The following is a 25037-nucleotide window of genomic DNA, read 5'->3' as shown; positions in this document are numbered from 1 at the left end:
AGGCAGCATGATTGCATTCGAAGCACTAGCCAAAAGCTACGGTCATTTTCACGCCGTCCATCCCCTCTCGCTGCAGGTACGCCGCGGCGAAGTGTTCGGCTTCCTCGGCCCCAACGGCGCCGGCAAGACCACCACCATCCGCATGATGATGGGCATACTGGTGCCCAGCAGCGGACGGGTGCTGATCGACCACCTCGATTGCCACGCCGATGCCACCGAAGTCAAACGGCGGGTCGGCTATCTGCCTGATACGCCGGTGTTCTACGACTACCTGCGTGGCCGCGAAATTCTGCAGTTCGTGGCCGAAATGCACGGCTACAGCCGCGCCCAGGCCCGTGAACGCAGCGCCCGTCTGCTCGATGAATTCGGCCTGCAGGAAGCTGCCGAAGACTATGCCGTCAACTATTCGCTGGGCATGAAAAAGCGTCTGGGGCTGGCCTGTGCGCTGATCCACGATCCGGCCGTGCTGATCCTCGACGAACCCATCAACGGCCTCGATCCGCGCGCCTCGCGCGATGTGCAGGAACGCCTGCTGGCGGCAGCGGCACGCGGCGTCACCATCTTTGTATCGACCCACCTGCTCGACATGGCGGAGAAGCTGTGCGACCGCGTCGGCATCATCCACCACGGCCAGCTGGTAGCCACCGGCACGCTGGACGAAGTGCGCGCCCAGGCCTCGGCCAGCGGTTCGCTGGAAGAAGTCTTCCTGAAAATTACCGACGCTGACAGCGCCCACGCAGCATGATGGCGCGCCTGCCCGCGCTGCGAGCCGCCTGGCTCATGACCAGAATGCGCTGCCTGCGCCAGCGCAACGTCATCCTGCATGGGCTGCTGCGCGGCTTCGGCAGGAAAAAAGCGCGCGATGGCAACGGCGGCAAAGCCGCTGGCAGCTGGATACTGGCCAGCGTAATCGCGCTGACCATGGCCATCTCGCTACTGAGCATGTCCAGCAACATCGTACTCAATCTGCAGTGCCACGTCGTCAGCACCAGCGCCTGCCACGCCAGCGCTGCCACCGAAGGCGGCCCAGCGCACAACCATATCGCCGCGGCCGAACTGGAAAAGGCCCGCAGTTTCGCACCGCCGCTGCAGCGCGCCCTCGCGCTGGAACTGGGTGCGCTATTTCTGATCAGCGTGCTGCTGCCGCTGGGTAGCAAGGAAATGGCCCAGCCGGACTGGGATCTGGAATGGCTGGTGACCCTGCCGGTCAGCCGTTCCAGCCTGCTATGGGGACGCATCGTGGAGCGCAGCGTTTCTAATATCATCGGTATTTTCCTGCTTTCTGCCGGCTACGGCATGATCGCGTGGTATGGCGGCCAAGGCTGGTATAGCGTGCCGCTCGCCCTGCTCGCTGCCGCATTGCTGCTGCCGCTCAGCGCCGTTGTGCAGACGCTGGCCGACACCGGCTTGCGCATGGCCTTGCCCGCTTCGCAGCTGCGCAATCTGCAGGCGCTAATCTCCCTGCTCGGCTTACCGCTGATGTATCTGGTAATCGCCACCGGCATGCCGCATGCCAGCCGCTTCATCATGGACTGGATGCGCGCCAGTCCGCCATGGCTGCTGTGGACGCCACCGGGCCTGCTGTTGCAGGCCCTGCAGGCGGACAGCAGCGCTGCGCTGATGCGCAGTCTGTGTCTGTTTGCCTTGCAGGCCATTGCCCTGCTGTGGGGTGGTGTGATCCTGCTGGCATTCCAGCTGCGTCACGGCGTGGTGCGCTCCGGTGCACGTGAAAGTACGCGCCGCATTGCGCGCGCAGCCATCACCCAGCCTTCCGCCAGCATGGCGGCGTCCCTGCCGGCAAGCCAGCCCCCTGCGCCAGCGCAGAGCAACTGGCTGGAACGCCTGCTGTCGCCGGTGCAACGGCGCGAACTGCGCCTGCTCAGCCGCGACCGCAACTTCCTCGTGCAGACGCTGGTGCTACCTCTGGTCATCGTATTTAGTCAGCTGATCTTCAACGGCAAACTGGAAAGTCTGGCCGAACTGGGCCAGCACCATGCCAGCACCGCTGCCATCGCTTTCAGCATAGGCGCGTATGTGCTGATGCTGTCGGCCTTCCAGACGCTGAACAATGAAGGACAGGTACTGTGGCTGCTGTACACGCTGCCGCAGTCGCTCAACGATATCCTCAAACAGAAAGCCCGCCTGTGGGCCGTGCTGGGCCTGCTGTACCCGATCGCTGTCTTTGTCATCAGCGCCTACTACACCACGCAATTCGAATGGCGCATGCTGGTACTGGTGCTGACCGTACTGGCCGGGATACCGATCTACTCCACGCTGGCCGTAGCGCTGGGCGTATTTGCCTGCAATCCCCATGCGGTCGATGCCCGCAACAAGGTACGCCCGACTTTCATCTATCTCTACATGCTGCTGGCCAGCTTCTACATCTGGTCGATCACAGCCAGCTTCTGGTGGCAGAAGGTCATCGTGATGGTGCTGATTACGGCGATGGCGCTGGCACTCTGGCAGAAGGCACGCGACGCCATGCCCTATCTGCTCGATCCTGCCGCCGCTCCGCCGGCACGGGTGGCGCTGGCCGATGGTCTGATCGGCGCTACCGCTTTCTTCATCCTGCAGGGCGTGGCCGTAATGATCATCGCCAGCGATCCCGCCAACATCGACATGCGTGCCACCACCCTGGCCTTTACCAGCGCCGGCATACTGGTGTACGGGCTGATGCGGCTGTACTACTGGCGTGCCAGAACCGCTGGCGTGCCCGCCATCCTGCGCGGCAGCCAGCTGGGTGGGACGCTGAAAGCCGCCCTGCCGGCCGCACTGCTGGCAATAGCTGTCGGCCTGCTGAGCATCGCCGTGATCCGCCATAGCGAATACGCCCCCATGCTCAGGCCGAAAATCGATGGTAAGCCCTCTCTTCAATACTGGCTGCTGGGACTGGCGGTACTGGCGGCACCGCTGTGCGAAGAATTCATTTTCCGTGGTCTGATCTTCGGTGGTCTGCGCCGCACGCTGGCGGCCCTGCCATCAGCAGTGGTGAGCGCCGCCATCTTCGCCGTGGTACATCCGCCCTTGTCCATGCTCCCCGTATTCGTACTGGGCCTGTGCACGGCGTGGGCCTATCAGCGCAGCCAGACCTTGCTGGCACCCATGCTGGTGCACGCGCTGTATAACGCGGCCGTAGTGACTGCGCTGCTACTGGGCTAGGCAAAAAAAACGCCGCTGTGCCTGTGCGCAGCGGCGTTCCAGTAAAACCAGTGCAAGGGGAGTCAAGTCACAGGAGCTGGATTAAACAGTACAAGGGAGTTATGCAGTTTCCACTTCTCGGCCCAGGTCTGGCGGCCGCTCGCCACATCGAGCAGCAGGTGGAACAGTTCCCAGCCCACATCGGCAATGCTGGCTTCGCCGCTAGCGATACGGCCCGCATTAATATCCATCAGATCATGCCAGCGTGCTGCCAGCTCGTTACGCGTGGCGACTTTAATCACCGGCACTTCGGCCAGACCGTAAGGCGTGCCGCGCCCCGTCGTGAACACATGCAGATTCATACCGGCCGCCAGCTGCAGCGTGCCGCATATGAAATCGCTAGCCGGCGTGGCAGCGTAGATCAGCCCCTTCTGGCGCAGCTTCTCACCCGGCGACAGCACGCCCGAGATCGGGCTGCTGCCCGACTTGACGATGGAGCCCATGGCCTTTTCCACGATGTTGGACAGGCCGCCCTTCTTGTTGCCCGGTGTGGTGTTGGCACTGCGGTCCACCCCGCCCCGCTTCAGATAATTGTCGTACCACTCCATCTCGCGGATCATGGCCTGCGCCACTTCCGGCGTGGCGGCACGTGCCGTCAGCTGGTCTATCCCGTCGCGCACTTCCGTCACTTCCGAGAACATCACGCTGGCACCGGCACGCACCAGCAGATCGGTGGCAAAGCCCACGGCTGGATTGGCCGTCACGCCGGAGAATGCATCACTGCCGCCGCACTGCACGCCTACTACCAGTTCCGAAGCGGGCACGGTCTCGCGCTTGCGCGCATTGAGCACAGCCAGATTGGTTTCGGCCTGACGCATGATGGATTCGATCATAGACATAAAGCCCACATGCTGGGCATCCTGCAGGCACACCAGCGCCGGATCGGCACCGCCGCCGTTCTGGATAGGGATGGCGCCCTTGGGGAACAGCCGCGTTGGCTGCAGTTTTTCGCAACCGAGACTGACCACCATGGCCTGACCGCCGAAATTGGGATTGAGGGTGATATTGCGCAGTGTCTGGATAGGCACCATGGCACCCGGCGCATCGATCGCTACGCCGCAGCCATAGGTGTGCTCCAGCCCCACCACATCATCCACATTGGGATACCTCGGCAGCAATTCGTTCTTAATGCGCTGCACAGCAAAGTCCACTACGCCGGACACGCATTGCACGGTGGTGGTAATGGCCAGTATATTGCGCGTGCCCACGCTGCCATCGGGATTGCGGTAGCCCTCGAAGGTATAGCCTTCCAGCGGTGCGGCGGCTGGCGCCAGATTGGTCGATACGGGCAGGTTCACCAGTTCGCGCGCATCCGGCATTTCCACCTGCGCTTCCGCCACCCAGCTGCCGGCAGGCAGATCGATGGCCGCATAGCCGATGATGACGTTGTAGCGCCGTACCGCTTCGCCTTTGGCAAGCGCGCGCAGCGCTACCTTATGCCCTTGCGGAACCGCCTCGCGCAGCGTCAGGCCGTTTTCAAACACGGCGCCGGCCGGCAGGCCGCCGTCGTTGACGACAATCGCAACGTTATCGTTTTCATGCATGAGGATGTAGCGCGGCGTGGCGGCGCTGGCGGGTGTGCTCATCTGGCGTCCTTTGCTGTGTTCGGCGTCTCGAATATCGTTGTTTTTTTCTATCTCAGGTGTTGCAAAAAGTGGTCAGGCCACTTTGGCCGGACCACTGCACTAATCCTTTGTGGTCTTGGCGCCACACTGTAAAATCGCTTATTTTTCAAGGAATTACCCCTGCAAACCACGATAATCCAGCGTTACAACATGATTCGAGTATGACAGCTAAAAATTATTTTGGCTAGTCCACATTGCATCTTTGGTCTGACCACCTTAGAATTGTCCTAACCACAAAGCACTTGCACACCAAGTGAATAACGAGACCATGCTGAAAAAACCGTCTTCCGTTGCCGACCACAGTGCCCACGAACCGCGTCTGTACCGCGTCGTGGCCAACCGCATTCAGGACCTGATCCGCGACGAACATATCGCCGGCGGCGAACGCCTGCCGTCGGAACGCGACCTGTCCACCAAGCTCAATGTCAGCCGCGCCTCGCTGCGCGAAGCGCTGATCGCGCTGGAACTGAGCGGCGTAATCGAAGTACGCGGCGGCTCCGGCGTCTACGTCTGCGAAGTCGAGCAGCCCAGCGCTTCCGATCTGACCGAAGCGGGCCCCGGCCCGTTCGAAGTGCTGTCGGCACGTCGCCTGATCGAATCGGAAATCGCCGCCATTGCAGCACGCGTAGCCACCGACGGCGCCATCGACGCGATTTTGCAGGCCGTCGAAGAGATGGAAAAAAACCACGACAACTACGCCAGCAACGAGCAGGCCGACCGCAACTTCCACCTGTCGATAGCCCGCGCCACCGGTAACAGCGCGCTGGTTGGTTCGCTCAATTATCTGTGGGACCAGCGCGGCCGTCTGTGGCACAAGCTGAAAGAACACTTCCAGACCGAAGAACTGCGTCAGGAAACCCTGAAAGATCACCGCCGGATACTGGAGGCGATTGCCGCCCACGATCCGGCAGCAGCACGTAAAGCCATGCGCTCCCACCTCGAGCGCGTGACCCGTACCTTCTCGCGCGGCTAAAAGCCGGCGCGTTGCAGCAGCAGTACGTTGTCAGCATCACGCAGTAACGCAGGACCAGCCTCGCTGCTGGTCCGCGCATAAAAAAGTAATCAAGTTATCGACCGGTTTGCGACCTCGGCGCGCGTTCCACGCAGCGACCCTCGTCTCAACGGCACGGAGTACGCGAGGTGCTCCACACACGCCTGCGCTTTTCAGCGCGCGTATAACTTTATTCAAAAACCAAGGAGACTCGTATGAAACAGCCCGCACAGCAACGCTCTGCACAACCTCGCTTGCTGCTGTCGGCCATCACGGTGGCCGTACTGACCCTGGCCAATCAGGCCGCTGCACAGCAATCTGGCGAAGGTGCCATCACCCGCGTGGAAGTCACCGGTTCCAGCATCAAGCGTCTGGCTACCGAAGCCTCGCTGCCGGTCAGCACCGTCAAGGCCGAAGACTTCATCAAGCAGGGCATGACCACTCTGGCCGACGTAATGATGTCGCTGCCGCAATCGGCTTCGCTGGCGCCATCGAACGCCGGCTCGGGCACTAACATCAACCTGCGCGGTCTGGGCGTCAACCGCACGCTGGTACTGCTGAATGGCCGCCGCATGGCCAATGAAGCCATCGCCGACGGTTACGCCAATCTGGACGTGATCCCGATGAGCGCCATCGCCCGCGTGGAAATTCTGCGCGACGGTGCTTCTTCGATCTACGGCTCCGACGCCATCGGCGGCGTGGTCAACTTCATCACCAAAACGTCGTTCGAAGGGCTGTCGCTGACCGGTCAGGCAGTACAGCCCGAGCGCAATGGCGGCGGCGACGAACAGCGTGCCGCCATCACCTGGGGTAAAGGCAATCTGGAACGCGATGGCTGGAGTTTCTACGGCACCATCGATGCGCACCAGCGCACCCGCCTGGCCTCGGCCGATCGCGCTGATCTGAGCTCGAACGAACTGCTGACCAGCATAGGCCGCGCGCCGACGCTGGGCACCGGCGGCAATGCCACCCCGGCCAACTTCACCACGGCCACCAACAAGACCGCACAGAACCCTTACGGTTCCACCGGCTGTCTGGCGCCCTACTCGATCAGCGGCCAGAAAGGCACCTGCATCCTCAACGCCAACGAGTACGGCACGGCACTGTATGCCAACCAGCAGGTCACTTTCTACGCGCGCGCCGCCAAGAAGCTGAGCGAAGACCACGTCATCACCATGGACTACTCGCGCGGCGAAGAATTCATCCTCGGCACCAAGAACCCGACCAATGCGCTGGCAGTGAACGGCGTAGCCGCCATCCTGCCATCGACCAGCAAATGGTATCCGGGTAAAGCGGGCGGCGTACCTGCCGTAGCAGGCCTGAACAATGCCCCGCTGACGGTTACCTGGGCTGTGGCCGATCTGGGTCTGGCCACCACCAAGGACGTACAGCTGAACCAGCGCTTCGCTGTCAGCGACGAGGGCAAGCTCGGCGCATGGGACTACAAGGCCGGTCTCGTGATCGGTATCTCCAACCGCGACAACTACTACTATTCCGGCTACGTCAAGGGCCAGGGCCTGCTCGATGGTCTGAAAGGTGGCCAGCTCAATCCGTTCGGCCTGCAGGATGCCGATGGCCGCGCCTATCTGGATACCATCAAGGTCGATGGCCAGAAGAACCGTACCTCCAAATCGACCTTTACCGGTATCGACCTGACGGCTAGCCGTTCGCTGATGGATCTGGAAGGCGGCGCGCTGGCACTGGCACTGGGCGCCGACCTGCACCGCGACACTACTGAAGACACCAAGCTGCCGCTGTCGGGTGAAGTTACCTACGCCAACAGCGCGCCATCGCACGGCGAAGGCCAGCGCAACGTGGCCGCGCTGTTCGCCGAGCTGAATATGCCGCTGACCAAAACGCTGGAACTGAACGCCGCCGTGCGTGACGACCATTTCAGCGACTTCGGTAACACCATCAACCCGAAAATCAGCTTCCGCTACGAGCCATCGAAACAGCTGATGTTCCGCGGTTCGGCTAACACCGGCTTCCGCGCACCGACCCTGTTCGACCGCTACGGCTACCGCCTGCCCGGCGCCACCGGCCTGACCGCCGCCAAGTGGGACGATCCGGTACTCTGCCCTGGCGGTACGCCGGGCGTGGCCGGCACCGGCAAAGCACTGCCGGGCTATGTCGCCTCCACCGTCTGCAACACCACCCTGCCTAAACAGACCGGTTCCAACCCGGATCTGGTGCCGGAGAAATCCAAAGGCTTCACGCTGGGTACCGTGTTCGAGCCGACTTCGAGCTCCTCGATCTCGCTCGACTACTGGAACATCAAGATGACCGACATGCTGGCCAATCTGCCAGAGCAGGTCTACTTCCTCGATCCGGTGAAGTACGCTTCGTACTTCGTGCGTAATGCGGACGGCACCATCAACTACATCAAGAACACCACCATGAATCTGGGTGGCCAGAAAGCTGCCGGTATCGACGTGTCGGCTGCCTACATGTTCCCGAAAACTTCGTACGGCACCTTCAAGGTCTCGCTCGATGGTACCTACCTGACCCAGTTCGACAACCAGCTCGATAAAGGCAGCCCGTATGTTTCCAACGTCGGTCAGTTCGGTCTGGCTAGCAACGGCACCACTTCCAGCTTCCCTATCATTACCTACCGCTGGAAGCACACGCTGAAACTGAACTGGGCCGCCGGTAACTGGAACAGCCAGCTGACCCAGAACTACAACTCCAAGTACACCGACCAGAATCTGGTGGCGCAGCAGTACTGGCGCAACATCAATTCCTACAAAGTGTGGAACCTGACCACGACTTACAGCGGCTTCAAGAACATTTCGGTCACCGCCGGCATCACCAATCTGTTCAATGTGAATCCGCCAGTGACCAACAGCAGTCTGTATAGCTTCGGTTACCTGAGTAGCGCCGCCAGCCCGATCGGCCGCGCCTACAACGTGCGTGCCACCTACTCGTTCTGATGGAGTGCCGATGTCTAAGCTGGAACAACAATTAACAGCGACGGTAGCAGGCCCGGGCCGTCGTCGCTTCCTGCAAACCCTGTCGGCTGCCGGTGTCACCGGCGCCTTCGGGCCTGCAGCGATGGCGGCGGCCCGGGCCGACGATCCGTGGAAAGCTGCCGACGCCATCGTCAAGCGGGTACGCAATGCGGTCAAGTTCCGCAACGAAGACTTCGTGGTGACGGCGTTTGGCGCCGCACCCTGCGAGGTGCGTGCGGTAACGGCATGGACCTCGTTTACCGAATCGGACACGCTGCAAACGCCGGTGGCCGGTTCGCACGACTGCTACCCTGCCATCAGCGCAGCCATCGCGGCCTGCCACAAGGCCGGTGGTGGCCGCGTGGTGATCCCCGCCGGTAACTGGTACTGCGCCGGCCCTATCGTGCTGCTGTCGAACGTGCACGTGCATCTGAAGGCCGGTGCACACATCTACTTCAGCAACAACCCGCTCGACTACGCCCGCTACGGCGCCTACGATTGCGGCAAGAACGGCAAACTCTCCATCACCCGCTGGGAAGGCAACGACCTGCTTAACTACTCGTCCATGGTGTATGCCCACGGCCAGAACAACATCGCTCTGACAGGTGAGGACTGGACCAGCATCCTCGATGGTCAGGCCGGCGTAACTTTCGATGGCGACGTGGATTGCTGGTGGTCGTGGAAAGGCCGCGAGAAACCCAACTGGGCCGGCGATATCGCTGCCGGCACGGGCAACTACGTCAAGCACACCAAGGGCAAGACGGAAGTTCACATCAACCCCGTCAATCCCGTCTCGCTGCGCGAAGTGGCGCCCCACCTGAGCGAACAGGAAGCCCTGTTCATACAAGGGCCGAACGACAAGTGGCGTACCGACTCCTACTACCTGCGTTCGCTGGCGGAAGCCCGCGTTCCGGTGGAGAAGCGCATCTTCGGCATCGGCCACTATCTGCGCCCGCACATGGTACAGTTCATCAGCTGCACCAATGTGCTGTTCGAGGGCTACCAGACCACCAACACGCCGTTCTGGCAGCACAATCCGGTCAATTGCCACAACATGCATGTGAAGAAGATCTATGCCAACAGCATGGGGCCGAACAGCGACGGCTTCGATCCGGAATCGTGCACCAATGTGCTGATCGAGGACTGCCACTTCAATACCGGCGACGACTGCATCGCGATCGACTCGGGCAAGGGGCCCGACATCCAGTTCGGCCCGGCCAAGGATATCGTGATCCAGAACTGCCGCATGCAAAGCGGCCACGGTGCGCTCACGCTGGGCAGCATCATGTCGGGCGGGATCGAGAACATCTATGCGCAGGATCTGCTGTTCGAGAACGCGCACTGGCAGACCGACCCGCTGAATATCGCCATCCGTCTCAAGACCAATATGAGCCGTGGCGGCTATCTGCGCAATATGCATGTGCGTAATGTGCATATCCCGAACGGCATCCGCACCACGCCGGCGTTCTATTCGACGCTACCGGGCTCGCTGATTCCGACCAAGACGGTGGCTACTTCGGCAGGCGGCATCATCACCATCGACTGCGGCTACGATCCGGTGAGCGATAACGTGCGTATCCGCCCGCCTAGCGTGAGCCATGTACGCATCTCCAACGTGACCTGTGCCAACGCGCCTACCAAGGCTGGCAACTACTCGTGCTATCAGGCTGTGGTGGTACTGGGGCCGGTGGCGTCGGACTACAACGGTCCGGGCAAGCCGTCCATATTGCCGGTATCCGATATTGAGATCAGCGATTGTGATCTCGGCACGCCAGTCAATGCCGACAAGCCGCTGTACCTGTACAACGTCAAAGGCCTGAAGCTGAAAAACGTCAAGATCGCCGGTAAGGTGGTCAATCAAACTCTCTCCGCCTGAGTTGAAGCGCCGGTCCGCTCTGGGCCGGCGCTTTTTTTTATACGCCTATCCATCCATGAAACTGCACCGACTCAGCCGGACCGTCTCGCTGGCAAGCGCTCTGGCCACGTTCTTTTCGACCGCTCTACTGCTCGCCACCAGCAACAGCCATGCGGCCGATGCACCCGCCCGGCCTATCCGCATACTGCTGGTAGGCGATTCCACCATGGCCAGCACCAGCGGCTACGGTGACGCCTTCTGCGCCCGCGTCAACCGCGCTAACACCTGTCTGAATCTGGCCAAAGGCGGCCGCAGTTCCGGCAGCTTCCGCGCCGAGGGCCGCTGGGACGAAGTGGAAGGTCTGCTGCGCGGCGCTGCCGCCTACCGCATTACCTATGTACTGATCCAGTTCGGCCACAACGACCAGCCGGGCAAACCGGGGCGCTCAACCGACCTGAAAACCGAATTCCCCGTCAATATGGCACGCTATGTGCGCGAGGTGCGCGCGCTGGGCGGCATACCCGTACTGGTCACGCCGCTCACGCGCCGCACTTTCAAGGACAAGGTACTGGAAAATAATCTGCTGCCATGGGCCGAGGTCATCCGCGCCACTGCCGTCGAACAGCAGGTAGCCCTGCTCGATCTGAATGCCGACAGCTACGCCGCTGTACAAGCCCTGGGACAGGACGAAGCCGATACGCTGGCCGTAGTGCCGCGCCCCGACAACTTTAACGATGCCGCCAACGGCGCCACCAAGGTGGAAGTAGCAGGTGCTGCCAAATCCGCCTTCGATCGCACCCATGTGGGCGCCAAGGGCGCAGCCTATTTCTCGCGCATGGTGATGGAAGAAATGAAGCGCGCCCTGCCAGAAAGCGCGGGCTACTTCAAACCGGAGAGCGAACAATGAAGCGTATGCTGCCGCAACTGGGCCTCGCCGCGGGCATGCTGTGCGGGGCCATGCTGCCTGCGCAGGCGCAGGACAGCCGCAATGTGCGCGAGCCGGTCACGCCGCCCGCCTGCACCACCTTGAGCGCTGCTTCCGCCGGTAGCGACGACACTAGCCGCATCCAGCGGGCGATAGACCAGTGTGCCGCCGGCCATGCCGTGCGTCTGAGCGCCGCAGCAGGCCAGAGCGAATTTGTCGCCGGTCCGCTATCGCTGCGCAGTGGCGTCGCCCTGCTGATCGACAAGGGCGTTACCCTGTATGCCAGCCGCAACCCCAAGCTGTACGACCGCGGCGCCGGGACCTGCGGCAAGATCACCGACGCCAGCAAAGGCTGCAAGCCTTTCATCAGCGCCCAGCAGACTGAGGGCAGCGGCATCTTTGGCGAAGGCATCATCGATGGCCAGGGTGGCCGCGTGATGGAAGGCCTGACCGAATCATGGTGGCAGCTGGCCCGCCGCGCCCAGAAAGAGGACGCACACCAGAATGTACCGCGCTTGATCGAAGTAAGCGGCTCGCGCAACTTCACGCTACACCAGATTGCCCTGCGCAACTCGCCCAATTTCCACGTCACCCTGAACGGGGTGGACGGCTTTACCGCATGGGGTGTGCGTATCGATACACCCGCCACGGCGCGCAACACGGACGGCATCGATCCTATTTCGTCGCGCAACATCACGATAGCCCATAGCTACATCCGCACTGGCGATGACAACATCGCCATCAAGGCCAACAGCAGCGGCCCTACGGAAAACGTCTCCGTGCTGCATAACCGTTTCTACAGCGGCCACGGCATGTCCATCGGCAGCGAGACCAATGGCGGCGTGCGCCGCGTGCTGGTGGACGACCTGACGCTCGACGGCACAACGTCCGGCCTGCGCATCAAGAGCGACATCTCGCGCGGCGGCGTAGTGGAGCAGATCCGCTATCGCAATGTCTGCCAGCGCAACGTCAAAGCACCTATCGATTTCAGCACCCGTTACAACCCGCGTGCCAGCGGCAAGCTGATTCCGCTCTACCGCGAGATTGCGCTGGAGTCGGTGCACAGCATCACGCCGGGCCGGGTGATCATTGCCGGTTACGACGCAGCCCACCCGCTGCAGGTGAAACTCGATCAGGTTTCGGTGGGACAAGGCAGTGCCAGCAGCATCGAGTTTGCCGACGTCAGCGGAACTCTGGATACGCCGGCCAGTATCAGCGGCAGCAGCGCCGATTGCGAGCCGCGCTTGCTGCCCTACCCCGAGATAGCAAGCAGTGCCAGCCGCCCCCAGCTAAGCCTTGAGCAGGCCAAGCTGTTCAGCTATGGCGAAGTGCTGAAATTCGTCGGAACGGCTGGCAAGGAACGCGTCGATCCGTGGGACCCTTTGAGCGACCCGCTGGCACGCGGCGCCAGCTTTACGCCGGACTACATCGTCGACCAGAACGCAAGCGCCAATGGCATCAGGCTATTCAACACGGTGCAGCAGGCCGTCAATCGAGCCATCAGCGACAGCAAACGCGATCCCGCGCGCAGACGCTACTTGCTGGTCAAACCCGGCACCTATCAGGAACTGGTGTACGTGCCTGCCGTGATGGCACCGCTGACCATGTACGGCGAGGGCAAGGATGCCAGCGCCACCCGTATTACCGCTAAGCTCGATGCCTCCAACACTGGGGCAGAATACGCCAGCCGCCACGGCGCACAGTTTGCCGATGCAGCACCGGAAGTACAGGCCATGTACGCCACCATCAAGGACCGCAGCGCCATCGGCACCATGGCCACTGCTACCGTCTGGGTACAGAACAACGGTTTTCAGGCGCGTAATCTGACTATCGAAAACGGCTACAACAAGGATATCGGCAATGCCCGCGCCGAGGAACTCCCCAACATCAACAATGTGCACCATCAGGCGCTGGCACTGCAGGTAGATGGCGCCGACAAGGCACAGTTCGAAAACATCCGGCTGCTGGGTTTTCAGGATACGCTGTATCTGAAGTCGCCCCAGTTGGGCAGTACCAGCCGCAGCTTCTTCAATCAATCCTACATCGAGGGCGATGTGGATTTCATCTTTGGTGACAGCACGGCCTATTTCTATCAGAGCGAAATCCGCACGCTGGGTGACCGTGGCACCTCGTATGTGGCGGCGCCGGATACGCACTTAAATAGCCGCTACGGTTTCGTCTTCGATCAATGCCACTTCACCCACGACAATTCTGTCAACGCCCGCGCTGGCAAATTCTCCCTGCTGCGCCAGTGGTTCCATAGCGCGCGCTGCAGTCCTTACGCGCCGGTACAGGTGGATGGCTATGCCTGCACCTACGGCGACAGCAACGGCTATCAGGCGCCGAAAGGCACAGTAGCACGCACATCGCTCGAAGCCGTCGGCAAGATGGTGGTACTCAATTCGCGCATCGGCACGCATATCAACCGGCTTGCGCCATGGTCGGACTGGAACAGGAAGGGCTCGATATCTTATCGGCCGGTTCAATACAACTCGGACGACCACTGGAACTATCTGCAACAGGCCGGCATCGATCCCGTGCGCGATCTCGGATACGCCGCACGCCCAGCACCGGCCATGATCTTCCTCGGTGAATTCAATAATTCGGATGAATAGGACGCACACAATGAGCATCAACACCCAACGCCGCAATCTGATGAAAGCCCTGCCCGCAGCGGGACTGGGCGCGGCACTGCCGGCCAGCGCCAGCACTGCGCCTGATCCATGGCTGCAGGCACAGGCCATCGTCGATCACGTATCGAAGCCGCTGCAGTTCCGCAAACAGGATTTCCTCGTCACCGCCTACGGCGCCAGGCCATGCAATATGGAGAAAGTGCGCGCCTGGATTTCGTTCGAGGAGCAGGACACTATCGACACACCAGCCAAGGATGCGCCGGACTGCTACCCCGCCTTCCGCGACGCGATACAGGCCTGCCACGACGCCGGTGGCGGCCGCGTGCTGATCCCGAAAGGCCGCTGGTACTGCGCCGGCCCTATCGTGCTGCGCTCCAACGTGCATGTGCATCTGGCCGCTGGCGCGCAGATCTACTTCAGCAACCAGCCGCAGGACTACGCCCGCTATGGCGACATCGATTGCGGCAAGCACGGCAAGCTATCCATCTCGCGCTGGCAGAGTAACGATTGTCTGAACTACTCGTCCATGATCTACGCCTACGGCCAGCACAATATTGCGCTGACGGGCGAAGACTGGACCAGCACCTTCAACGGTCAGGGTGGCGTGCCGTTTAACGAACAGGGCGACTGCTGGTGGACCTGGAAGGGCAAGCTGAAAACGCTGAACGCCGTTGCACAGGGCTCCACGCCGAATTTCACCAAAGGCAAAATGTCCGAAAATACGGAGAACCCGCTAAATGCCATGTCGCTGGCCGACGTGGCGCCTCAGCTGACTGAAGCAGAACGCCTGCAGATACAGGGCGAAGGCCAGCGCTGGCGTGCCGATGCGCAGTATCTGCCTGCGCTGTCCGAAGCCGGTGTGCCGATTGCGCGCCGCGTGTTCGGCATCGGCCACTATCTGCGTCCGCCGATGATACAGCTGATAGGCTGCACCAACGTGCTGCTGCAGGGCTACCACGTCACCCACACGCCGTTCTGGCAACACCACCCTGTCCATTGCCGCAATATCGTTATCCGCAACGTGCACTGCGAGAGTCTGGGACCGAATAGCGATGGCTTCGATCCGGAAGCCTGCGACCATGTGCTGATCGAAGGCTGCACCTTCGATACGGGCGACGACTGCATCGCCATCAAGGCCGGCAAGGATCTCGATACCCAGTATGGTCCGTCGCAGAACATCGTGATCCAGAACTGCATCATGCAGAGCGGCCATGGCGCCGTCACGCTGGGCAGCGAAATGGCAGGGGGTATCCAGAACGTCTACGCTCAGAAGCTCACTTTCCAGAACATCAACTGGGCCACCAATCCGCTCAACACGGCGATCCGGCTCAAGACCAATCTGAATCGTGGCGGCTATCTGCGCAACTTCTTCGTGCGCGATGTGACCATACCCAATGGCGTGCAGACCAGCCCTTCGTTCTACGCTTCGCTGCCCGGTTCGCCGATACAGTCGAAAACCGTGGCCACGGCGGCAGGCGCCATCGTCACCTTCGATTGCGACTACACGCCGATCAGCGACAACGTCCGTACCCGTCCGCCTATCGTCGACAATATCCAGATCTCCAACGTCAAAGCGGGCAATGTGCGCACGCGCGACGGCAAGTCAGCCTCCTGCTATCAGGCTATCGTGGTATTGGGGCCAGTCGCCTCCGACTACAACGGCCCCCTACCGATACCGCCCGTGCCGCCAGTCACCAACGTCAGCATCAGCGACTGCGATTTCGGCACGCCGGTCAACACGGCGCAGCCATGGTTCCTGTTCAACGTCAAGGACCTCAGACTGAGCAACGTTTCCATAGGTGGAAAAATTTACACCACCACACTCTCGGCCTGAAGCTGGCATATACTTGGCCCATCTCTACACGGAGCCGGGCCATGCGCAAATTCTTTACACTCGTACTACTGGCAGCAGCGGGCGTGCAGGCGGCTCCCCTTGCGCCCTTGCAGCCTATGGCTTTTCTGGCGGGCCACTGCTGGAAGGGCACTTTTGCCGATGGCAAGACGACCGACGAGCATTGCTTCCGGTGGCAGTATGAGGATCACGTGCTGCGCGATGTGCACACGGTGCGTGCTGCAGGACGGCCCGACTATGTGGGCGAAACGCTGTACTACTACGATAGCGCCAGCGCAAAGGTGGCGTTTCTGTACGTGGAAAATGGCGGCGGCTACAGCCGCGGCAGCATGATCGCTACCAGCGACGGACTGGAATTCCCCGAGACGGACTACGTCGCCGCAGGCAAGGCGCTGCGCTACCGCGTGCGCTGGACGCCCGGCGCAGCCGATAGTTACGAAGCCCACAGCGAAATGCTGCTGAACGGCCAGTGGACCACCCAGTTCCGCCTGCAAATGAAAAAGCAGTGAGCGCAGCTGGCTGCAACTCACTGCCTGTTTTCGTGCTCTCAGCAGCCTAGGCGGCGAACAGCGTTTCCGCCACTCCCTGCACGCCCGGTTGCAACAGCACGACGGCGCCGCCCCACTGCGCATCTTCCGGCTTGCCGGAGATGATAGAGGTGACCAGCAGCGTGTCGAGGTTCTTGCCGCCGAATGCGCACATCGATGGCTTCAGCATCGGCACTTCCAGCCGGCGATCGAGCTTACCATCCGGCGTGTAGCGCAGCACGCAGCCGTCATCATTACCGCACACCCAGTAGCAGCCATCGGCATCGATAGCCGCACCATCAGGACGCCCAGCCATGCTGGTCATATCGGCAAACACGCGGCGATTGCTGGGCACACCATCGTCGGTATCGTAGTCGAATGCCCACACCATGCGCCGTGCCGGATGCGAATCCGACAGATACATGGTGCGGCCATCGGGCGAGAACGCCAGCCCGTTCTGGGTCAGCAGCTCGGAGACAAACGGTGCCGACAAGCCGCGTGCGCTATCGTAGCGATACAGCTGTCCCACGGCGCGGGCCGCAGCCATGTCCATGAACATGGTGCCGCTCCAGAAACGGCCCTGACGATCGCAGCGGCCATCGTTGAAGCGCATGCCCTCGCCCAGGCCGCTGGCCGGTGCTGCCAGCTTGCGCTGCGCCAGCGCCGTGCAGGCATCGAGTTCGAGCGCAAAGATACCCGTCTCCATGCCGGCAATCAGGCCGCCGTCCGAGCGTGGCGCCACACAGGCCACCATTTCATCAGCCACCCAGTAACGGCTTGCGCCAGTTGCGGCATCGAGCCGCCACACGCGCTGCTGCGGAATATCGACCCAGTACCACGCGCCTTCGCCGGCATGCCAGGTGGGGCTTTCGCCCACCTGGCAGCTAACGTCGCTCAGTCGCTCCATTTCAGCCGTTCCAGACCAGATCACCGTTCACCACGCGCGGAATGTTCTGCGGGTTGGCATCGGCCAGTGCTTCCGGCAACAGATAGGACGGCACGTCCTGATAGCAGACCGGACGCAGGAAGCGGTCGATGGCCGAAGCACCCACCGAAGTGGTACGGCTGTCCGAAGTCGACGGGAACGGGCCGCCGTGAACCATGGCATGTGCCACTTCCACACCGGTGCCGAAGCCGTTGAACAGGATACGGCCCACTTTACGTTCCAGCGTAGGCAGCAGCTTGGCGGCCAGTACGCGATCATCAGCGCTGGCGTGTACGGCCGAGGTCAGCTGGCCTTCCACGTGTTCGGCCACGGCCAGCATCTGTGCTTCGTCGTCGCAGACCACCAGCAGCGAGGTCGGTCCGAAGATTTCGCCTTCCAGTGCGGGGTTGCTGAGGAATTCGCTGGCAGGTACCTGATACAGGAAAGCCTGTGCCGCACATGGCGCCTCGCTGCCCTGACCCGCTGCCTTCTGGCTCACGCCATCAATAGCGGCCAGCGTGGCAACGCCATGCACATAGGCTTTGTGAATGCCGGGAGTCAGCATGGTGGTAGCCGGCTTGGCGCCTATGGTGCCGCCCACGGCGGCCACGAATGCTTCGAGCTTGTCGCTCTTCAGACCAACCAGCATGCCGGGATTAGTGCAGAACTGGCCCGAGCCCATAGTCAGCGAATCGGCAAAGGCCTGCGGCAGTTTAGGATTATCGAGTGCGCCCGGCAGCAGGAACACGGGGTTGATCGAGCTCATTTCAGCATACACAGGAATCGGTTCCTTGCGTGCAGCTGCCGTGCGCATCAGCGCGATGCCGCCCGAACGCGAGCCGGTAAAGCCTACCGCCTTGATGGCAGGATGCGCCACCAGCTCCTGTCCGATAGTCTGGCCGGAACCGATCAGCAGCGAGAACACCCCTTCCGGCATGCCGCATTCTTCTGCCGCTTTAGCCACGGCCTTGCCCACCAGTTCGGAAGTGCCAAGGTGAGCCGAATGGGCCTTGACCACCACCGGACAGCCTGCGGCCAGTGCCGAAGCCGTATCACCGCCAGCGACCGAGAAGGCCAGCGGGAAGTTACTGGCGCCGAACACGGCCACCGGGCCCAGACCGATTTTGCGCAGGCGCAGGTCCGGACGTGGCGGCGTGCGTTCTGGCAGCGCCGAATCCAGCGTAGCGGACTGCCAGCGGCCATCACGCACAACCTTGGCGAACAGACGCAGCTGGTTGCAGGTACGGCCACGCTCGCCCTCCAGACGCACTTGCGGCAGACCGGTTTCCTGCATAGCGCGTTCGATCAGCGCCGGCCCCAGATCCATGATGCGGTCTGCGATGGTTTCGAGGAACCTGGCGCGCGCTTCCAGACCGGTGGCGCGGTACGCATCGAAAGCCTGCTCGGCCAGTACGCAAGCACGTTGCAGATCTGCTGCACCGGCCAGACCGAAAGCTGGTTCGATTTCCACGTTACGCGATGGGTCCACCGCTTTCATCGTGCCTTCTTTGCCGAAAAACGCGCTACGGCCGATGATCATTTCGCCTGCAACTTGCATAAAGCCTCCAGATAGTTTCATGCGCGCGGCCTTGCCGCACGCCTCGTTATGCCGATTGCTGCAACACCTGTGCGGTGTTCAGCATAAAGTATTCGTCTGTGTCGCTTGCATGCGATCCGATAGGCCGGACGCAGCAAACTAAAACGCCAGCGCCAGTTTCCGCAAAGGCGAAACCAGCGCTGGCAGTATACTCCGCTATCGCAAACCGGTGCACTCAGGGCTGCTGATATTGCGGGCCCGGCACGACGAAACCGCCGCCCTGATACAGGGTGGCACGGTCGTCGGCAGCAGGGTAGTTACCCGTCGGCGGGAACTTGTCGGCGAACTGCAGCGAGCTGTCTTTCGGACGGAAGCCCAGATGTTCAGCCTTGCTGTTATCCCACCAGCTGGCCGGATTGGCCGAGGCACCAAACAGTATGGTGTGGCCCACGCGCGGCGTGAACAGCGAGCAGCGCAGCGACTCCACCAGATCGTCATAGCTGAACCACGTCACCAGCATGCGCGGATTGACCGGCTCGGGGAAGGACGAACCGATACGCAGACATACGGTTTCGATACCGGTGCTGTCGTAGTAGTAGCGCGACAGCGATTCGCCGAAGCATTTGCTCACGCCATACAGGCTGTCCGGACGCATCGGGCTATCGGCGTCGATGTAGTCGGTGGTCTTGTAGAAGCCTATGGTGTGATTCGAACTGGCGAACACGATACGCTTGATGCCGTTCTTGTGCGCCGCTTCATACAGGTTGTAGGTACCGGCGATATTCGCCGCCATGATGTTTTCGAAAGTATTCTCGGTCGAGATACCGCCGAAGTGCAGCACCACATCCACGCCTTCCAGCAGCTTGAGTACTGCCGCCTTGTCGGCCAGATCGCAGCGCACCACTTCCTCGCCTTCGCCAGCCGGCGCCATGTCGCCGATATCGGAAAGGCGCACCACATCGGCCCATGGCTTGATGCGCTCGCGCAGAATTTTGCCCAGACCACCGGCCGCGCCGGTCAGAAGAATACGTTTAAATGGTTTACTCATTTTTCACCCGAAGTTAAACCGCACCGGTACAGCCGCAGGCCGCACCGGTGCGCAAAGACATGAGAAGCGGCAGCAGCGCCTTATTGCGGGCCCTGCTTGCGGATCAGTTTGTCGAGCATATCGCATTCTTCTGCCGTCAAGTCGGTCAGTGGTGCGCGCACCGGACCGGCATCGTGACCAACCAGACGGGCGCCCGCCTTGACGATGCTGACTGCGTAGCCGGCTTTGCGGTTACGGATTTCCAGATACGGCAGGAAGAACTCGTCCAGCATGCGGTTCTGTTCTGCGTGGTTGTCCGCCGCAACGGCATGGTAGAAGTCCATGGCCAGCTTGGGCATGAAGTTGAACACCGCCGACGAGTACACCGGCGTGCCCAGCGCCTTGTAGGCAGCGGCGTAGACTTCCGCGGTCGGCAGACCGCCCAGATAGCTGAAGCGGTCGCCCATGCGGCGCCAGATCGACATCATCAGTTCGATATCGCCTACGCCATCCTTGAAGCCGATCAGATTAGGGCAACGGTCGGCCAGCTTGGCCAGCGAATCCGGGGTCAGGCGGCAGTTGGCGCGGTTGTACACCACGACGCCCAGACGGGTGGCCTTGCAGACCTGTTCGACGTGGGCAATCAGGCCATCCTGGCTGGCTTCGGTCAGGTAGTGCGGCAGCAGCAGCAGGCCGTGGGCACCGACGCGCTCGGCTTCGCGGGCATAGGCTGCAGCGACGCGGGTAGGGCCGCCCACACCGGCCAGAATCGGCACTTTGCCGGCGCAGGTATCCACCGCGGTCTTGATGATGTCGGTGTATTCGCTAGGCTCCAGCGAGAAGAATTCGCCGGTGCCGCCGGCAGCGAACAGTGCGCTCGCGCCGTACGGAGCCAGCCACTCGAGACGTTCGATATAGGTCGACTTGCGGAAGTTGCCTTCTGCGTCGAAGTCGGTCACCGGAAACGACAGCAGTCCGGAAGAAAGGATTTTTTTAAGGTCATTCGGTTGCATAAAGTCTCCAGTGTGGTGTGAGGTGGAAATCAGCGTATTTCGTGTCGTGTTGTACGACATCGTACAACTATATCTGGACGCAAGCAAGCGATTTAGCGAAATCTCCTGTTTCAGCGTAAAAACGTGGTTTTCAGGCGTCCTGCGCGGCTATGCCTTCCTGCGCGCGACGCAGTCGTTCACGGCTGTTGCTCAGATGGGTACGCATAGCGGCGCGGGCTGCTTCCGCATCCTTGCGCGCAATGGCATTGTAGATATCTTCGTGCTCGCGGTTCAGGCGTTCCAGATAGACGTTCGGATCGTCATGGGCAAGCTGGGCCGAATCGACGCGGGCGCGGGGAATGATGGTATGTCCCAGATCGCTGAGAATATCGACGAAATAGCGGTTGCCGGTGGCTTGTGCTATCAGCAGGTGGAAGGCCACATCGGATTCCACCGAACCGGGCCGGCTCTGCGATTCCTGTATGCGCTTGAGTACGGCGCCCATTTCCGCCACCTGCGCCTCGCTGCGGCGGGTGGCGGCTAGCCACGCGGCTTCCGTCTCCAGACTGATGCGCAGTTCCAGTATCGCCAGCACATCGGCGATGGTACGGATGGTATCGGAGGAAATGCGCAGACTGGCCGCCGGCGGTTCCAGTACAAACGTGCCGATGCCGTGGCGGGTTTGCACCAGCCCTGCCGCCTGCAGGTGGGAAATCGCTTCGCGCACCACGGTACGGCTGACACCATGCAGTTCCATGATGACGGATTCGGTGGGTAGTTTTTCGCCGGGCTTGAGCGTACCGGCCTGTATGCTGCCGGTGATGGCCGCCACCACACCTTGTGCGAGGTTGCGGTGCTTCTTCACTGGTGCGGCGGGCAGGCTGCTGGGCTGGGCGAAATTCTGATTCATGGCAAACTATCGGTTGTATGATGACCGCTAGCATACACGCTACGGCAGGCCAGAGAAAGAGGCAGCGACATTTACGCTAGCAGCGCCGCGCTCATCGAGGCGGCATCGTCGGCCGATTCTTCCAGTATCTGCTCGAGCGCCACGTTGCCGTCGATGAATTCGGCCAGGCTGGAGTGGACAGCTTCGGTGGCCAGTGGCGACGGCACAGGCGCCAGCGCACGGGCCACCAGCAGGGTATCGCGCAGGCCTATCGGCGGCGGCATCAGACTGGCGCCGCGCAAAGCCACGATGGCCTGGCTGACCGGTTCCGGTATGGCCATTTTCTTCATCATCTCGCGCGTGATAATTTCCTGCGCTGCGCCCTGCCACTGCTCGGGATGCTCCAGCAGGCCCGGCAATTCGTCGGCGCAGGACAGCAGATAGAAGCCGCCCGCCTCGTGCACGATGGCAGCGAACAGCGCGGTATCAGGATCGGTATGGGTCAGTTTGCGGCCTATGATGTAGGCCAGCGCCGCCACGTGGGCCGTGTGCTGCCACAGCTGGTCGGCCTTGGCGCGCAGTGCCGGATCGTTGATGCGGTTGCCGAACTGGCGCACCACCATCGAGGCGGCCATGGAATACAGGTGGCGGAAACCCAGCCGCTGCACGGCAATGCGCACATTGGTCACCGGCGTGCTGCCGCGATTGAAAGCAGCCGCATTGGCCAGCGCCACCGTGCGCGCCGCCAGTTGCGGCTCGGCCAGCACCTTGCGGATCACATCTTCCATCTCGCAATCAGGATCAGCCAGCGCCAGCTGCAGCCGCAAGGCTGCATTCACGCTGGTCGGAAATACCAGTTCACCGCGCTCGGCACGGCTCACTACTTCCGCATAATCCTTGAGCTTTTCCATACCCTGATTATAGCGGTAGCCAGCGCGCAAGGATTATTCCGCGAAGAAACTCTCTAGGAAATGTGCAGAAATTGCCATTTACCACAGTATATTTGTGGAAAAACAGCAATTCCTGCGATTTTGGTTATCAACAAAATAATTAATCGAGCTTAACTACCCAGATTCAGCGTCAGCGTCGTTGCGCCATACACGGGGCTCACATTGCTGTAACCATCCACGCTGATGCTGGTATAGCGACCTTTCAGGCTGCCGGCCGTCAGCACCACCAGACTATCGCCTGCTTTCGGTTTGTAACCATTAGCAAAACGGATGCGCAAGACCCCGCCGCCGATAGTCGCAGTAGCAGCGACGCTCAGGCTGCCCTGCCCGTTGGCGCCGATCACCATGTCCGTCGTCGTCGCGCCTGCCAGCTGGGTGTATTTGCCTGCCAGCTTGAGCGCTTGCGGCGCTGTCACGGTCAGCGTACCGCCGCTGACATACACATCACCGCTACCCAGCGCTGTGACCGACTCGGCCTGCAAGCCACCGGCCGCCAGCTCCACGCCACCAGTCCAGCTATTATTGCCTGCCAGCTTGAGCACACCCGTGCCCTGCTTGACCAGTTTGCCCGTGCCGCTGATATCGTTGCGCCAGCGGTCCGCCGCATTGAAGCCGCCTTTGCCGGCATCCATTGCGATCACCACATTGCCGCTGAAGGCCGCATAGCCATCTGCCGCCGCGAACAGATTCAAACGGCCCCAGCCTTCGGCATCATCCATCACCGGGTAGCCCGACGGCAGAGCGGTAGTTTTCAGCACCACGCGGCGCTGCGCGTCGCTCAGGTATGGCTGGCGGGTTTCCAGCAGCACTTCGGCGCCTTTCGGCACCGCCGCCGCCACACCGGTTGCAGCAATCGGAGCGAAACCGTAAGTGCTGCGCCGCGTGTAGTTGGCCTTGTTGACGCTGTAATCGGCAAAGCGGTCATTCGCCGTAGTACCGGACTGGGCAAATGCGGCAAAGGTATCGGCGTTGGTGCCGGTGGCGGCCATCAGGGTGGCATGGGCCTGCGTCACGGCGGCAGCCTTCCTGGCCGCATTGGCAGGATCAGCCAGATTGGCGGCAGCGCTGGCCTGACCGAGGATGCGGCCACTGAGCACGTCCAGCGGCGAGTGCATACCGGCCAATATGCGCGATTCGCCCAGTTCCAGCCCCCGGCTCAGAATTTCCTGATAACGCTCGGGCAAGGCATAGGCCATGGCGACCGCATCACGCACAGCTTCTGCCGAGTGACCGCTGGTAAAGCCGCCGTCCGTGGCCGGCGTGCTGCTCTTGGCGGGCACCAGCGCAGGCAAGACCTGCACGCTGCTGCTCCAGCGGTAAGGGCGGGCATATTTGTAGAAGCGTTTGGCCGGTTCGGTGGAAGCGTTATTGCCGACCAGATTGACCAGATCCACCACACTGCCGAACGCTGCATTGGCGCTGCCGCCCACGCCGGTATTGTTGCCGCCGTCGTTATACAGCACGCTGGTGGCGTCCGCCGGAATACCGGTAATGGTGGTGGTCTGCTGGGCCGCAGTGCGCCATGCTGCCGTCAGCGGGCCCAGACCTTCGGTCACGCTATAGCCCTTGCCACGGCGGTCATCCAGATAGGCTTGCAGTGCCTGGGCATCGGTGCGGCTGGCGGTAGCCGTTGCCACGTAGCCGATATTGGCCGCGTGCACAGCGGCATTGAGTACCGTACCGTCCGCCGTGCCGTCATTCGGCACACCGCTCCACTTGGATGCGACAACGGCTGGAAAACCATCCACGGCGGGCGCGGTCACGCCCGCATCGACGATTTCCGTCAGCGGTTTCCAGATCTGCAGGAAGCCGCCCAGCACGCGCACCCCGGCATTGGTGGCCAGCGTGGCATAGCGGGCATCGCCGCGCTGATTGGTCGCGATGGTATCGACAAAGGCGGTCGCTGCCGGCACCGGCACCACTTCGGCAGCGCCCTGATCGGCCGGCGCTGGCGGGATGACCAGCGGCTGGTCTTCCACATTGGAGCCACAGCCACTCAGCGCGAGCGCAACACTGGCGGCCAGAATCAGAGGACGGGGAGAGAAATGACGCATACGATTTCCGTTACTGTTGGTTAAAGTAGCAGAACGGTAACATTGCTTTGTGACGCAGATGTTACACGTCGTATGACATGCATTTAAAACATCATCATTCTCTTCGAGC

Annotated in this window: 17 protein-coding genes; 9 read left to right on the top strand and 8 right to left on the bottom strand. The window is 61.5% G+C overall.

Features of this window, described 5'->3' with window-relative positions; all coding sequences use genetic code 11:
• Positions 1 to 7 precede the first annotated feature (7 nt).
• Complete coding sequence (locus tag GTP27_RS06460; RefSeq protein ID WP_161038362.1) at positions 8 to 745, top strand: ABC transporter ATP-binding protein; 738 nt, start codon at positions 8 to 10, stop codon at positions 743 to 745.
• Positions 746 to 780: 35 nt separating this feature from the next.
• Complete coding sequence (locus GTP27_RS06455; protein WP_229633468.1) at positions 781 to 3159, top strand: CPBP family intramembrane glutamic endopeptidase; 2379 nt, start codon at positions 781 to 783, stop codon at positions 3157 to 3159.
• 62 nt (positions 3160 to 3221) lie between these two features.
• On the opposite strand, the gene garD is transcribed toward GTP27_RS06455, so the two are convergent.
• Positions 3222 to 4784 carry a galactarate dehydratase gene (gene garD / locus GTP27_RS06450; protein WP_161038360.1) on the bottom strand — a complete coding sequence of 521 codons (1563 nt, stop codon included), beginning with the start codon at positions 4782 to 4784 and terminating at the stop codon, positions 3222 to 3224.
• A gap of 307 nt (positions 4785 to 5091) precedes the next feature.
• Here garD and GTP27_RS06445 point away from each other — a divergent pair, with 307 nt between their 5' ends.
• From GTP27_RS06445 to GTP27_RS06415, 7 genes are all read left to right on the top strand, one after another.
• Entirely contained in the window at positions 5092 to 5796 is a 705-nt protein-coding gene (locus GTP27_RS06445; RefSeq protein WP_161038359.1) for a FadR/GntR family transcriptional regulator, read from the top strand.
• A 233-nt stretch (positions 5797 to 6029) separates the two neighbouring features.
• Positions 6030 to 8744: a TonB-dependent receptor plug domain-containing protein gene (locus tag GTP27_RS06440; protein ID WP_161038358.1), complete on the top strand. Its 2715-nt coding sequence runs from the start codon at positions 6030 to 6032 to the stop codon at positions 8742 to 8744.
• Positions 8745 to 8754: 10 nt separating this feature from the next.
• Positions 8755 to 10638 (top strand): glycoside hydrolase family 28 protein, encoded by a 1884-nt coding sequence (locus GTP27_RS06435; RefSeq protein ID WP_161038357.1) that lies wholly within the window; start codon positions 8755 to 8757, stop codon positions 10636 to 10638.
• 55 nt (positions 10639 to 10693) lie between these two features.
• Positions 10694 to 11524 (top strand): rhamnogalacturonan acetylesterase, encoded by an 831-nt coding sequence (locus GTP27_RS06430; protein ID WP_161038356.1) that lies wholly within the window; start codon positions 10694 to 10696, stop codon positions 11522 to 11524.
• Entirely contained in the window at positions 11521 to 14157 is a 2637-nt protein-coding gene (locus tag GTP27_RS06425; RefSeq protein ID WP_161038355.1) for a pectinesterase family protein, read from the top strand. The genes GTP27_RS06430 and GTP27_RS06425 overlap by 4 nt, the downstream gene beginning before the upstream one ends.
• A 10-nt stretch (positions 14158 to 14167) precedes the next feature.
• A complete protein-coding gene (locus GTP27_RS06420) occupies positions 14168 to 16009 on the top strand; it encodes a glycoside hydrolase family 28 protein (protein ID WP_161038354.1) in 1842 nt (613 codons plus the stop codon).
• 41 nt (positions 16010 to 16050) lie between these two features.
• Positions 16051 to 16536 carry a hypothetical protein gene (locus GTP27_RS06415; RefSeq protein ID WP_161038353.1) on the top strand — a complete coding sequence of 162 codons (486 nt, stop codon included), beginning with the start codon at positions 16051 to 16053 and terminating at the stop codon, positions 16534 to 16536.
• A gap of 46 nt (positions 16537 to 16582) precedes the next feature.
• On the opposite strand, the gene GTP27_RS06410 is transcribed toward GTP27_RS06415, so the two are convergent.
• From GTP27_RS06410 to GTP27_RS06380, 7 genes are all read right to left on the bottom strand, one after another.
• Positions 16583 to 17461, bottom strand: a complete 879-nt coding sequence (locus tag GTP27_RS06410) for an SMP-30/gluconolactonase/LRE family protein (RefSeq protein WP_161038352.1) — start codon at positions 17459 to 17461, stop codon at positions 16583 to 16585.
• Position 17462: 1 nt separating this feature from the next.
• On the bottom strand, positions 17463 to 19037 hold the full coding sequence (locus GTP27_RS06405; protein ID WP_161038351.1) for an aldehyde dehydrogenase (NADP(+)): 1575 nt from the start codon (positions 19035 to 19037) through the stop codon (positions 17463 to 17465).
• Between the two features lie 214 nt (positions 19038 to 19251).
• On the bottom strand, positions 19252 to 20064 hold the full coding sequence (locus tag GTP27_RS06400) for an NAD-dependent epimerase/dehydratase family protein (protein ID WP_161038350.1): 813 nt from the start codon (positions 20062 to 20064) through the stop codon (positions 19252 to 19254).
• Positions 20065 to 20144: 80 nt separating this feature from the next.
• A complete protein-coding gene (gene kdgD / locus GTP27_RS06395) occupies positions 20145 to 21056 on the bottom strand; it encodes a 5-dehydro-4-deoxyglucarate dehydratase (RefSeq protein ID WP_161038349.1) in 912 nt (303 codons plus the stop codon).
• Positions 21057 to 21186: 130 nt separating this feature from the next.
• Complete coding sequence (locus GTP27_RS06390; protein WP_161038348.1) at positions 21187 to 21945, bottom strand: FadR/GntR family transcriptional regulator; 759 nt, start codon at positions 21943 to 21945, stop codon at positions 21187 to 21189.
• Positions 21946 to 22016: 71 nt separating this feature from the next.
• Positions 22017 to 22835 carry an HDOD domain-containing protein gene (locus tag GTP27_RS06385; RefSeq protein ID WP_161038549.1) on the bottom strand — a complete coding sequence of 273 codons (819 nt, stop codon included), beginning with the start codon at positions 22833 to 22835 and terminating at the stop codon, positions 22017 to 22019.
• Between the two features lie 149 nt (positions 22836 to 22984).
• On the bottom strand, positions 22985 to 24928 hold the full coding sequence (locus GTP27_RS06380) for a phosphatase PAP2 family protein (protein WP_161038347.1): 1944 nt from the start codon (positions 24926 to 24928) through the stop codon (positions 22985 to 22987).
• Between the last annotated feature and the right edge of the window lie 109 nt (positions 24929 to 25037).

Origin of the sequence: Duganella qianjiadongensis, assembly GCF_009857915.1 — a bacterium.
GTDB lineage: Bacteria > Pseudomonadota > Gammaproteobacteria > Burkholderiales > Burkholderiaceae_D > Rugamonas > Rugamonas qianjiadongensis.
Note: the sequence above shows the minus strand (reverse complement) of the source record. Positions and strands in the feature narration are given on the sequence as shown.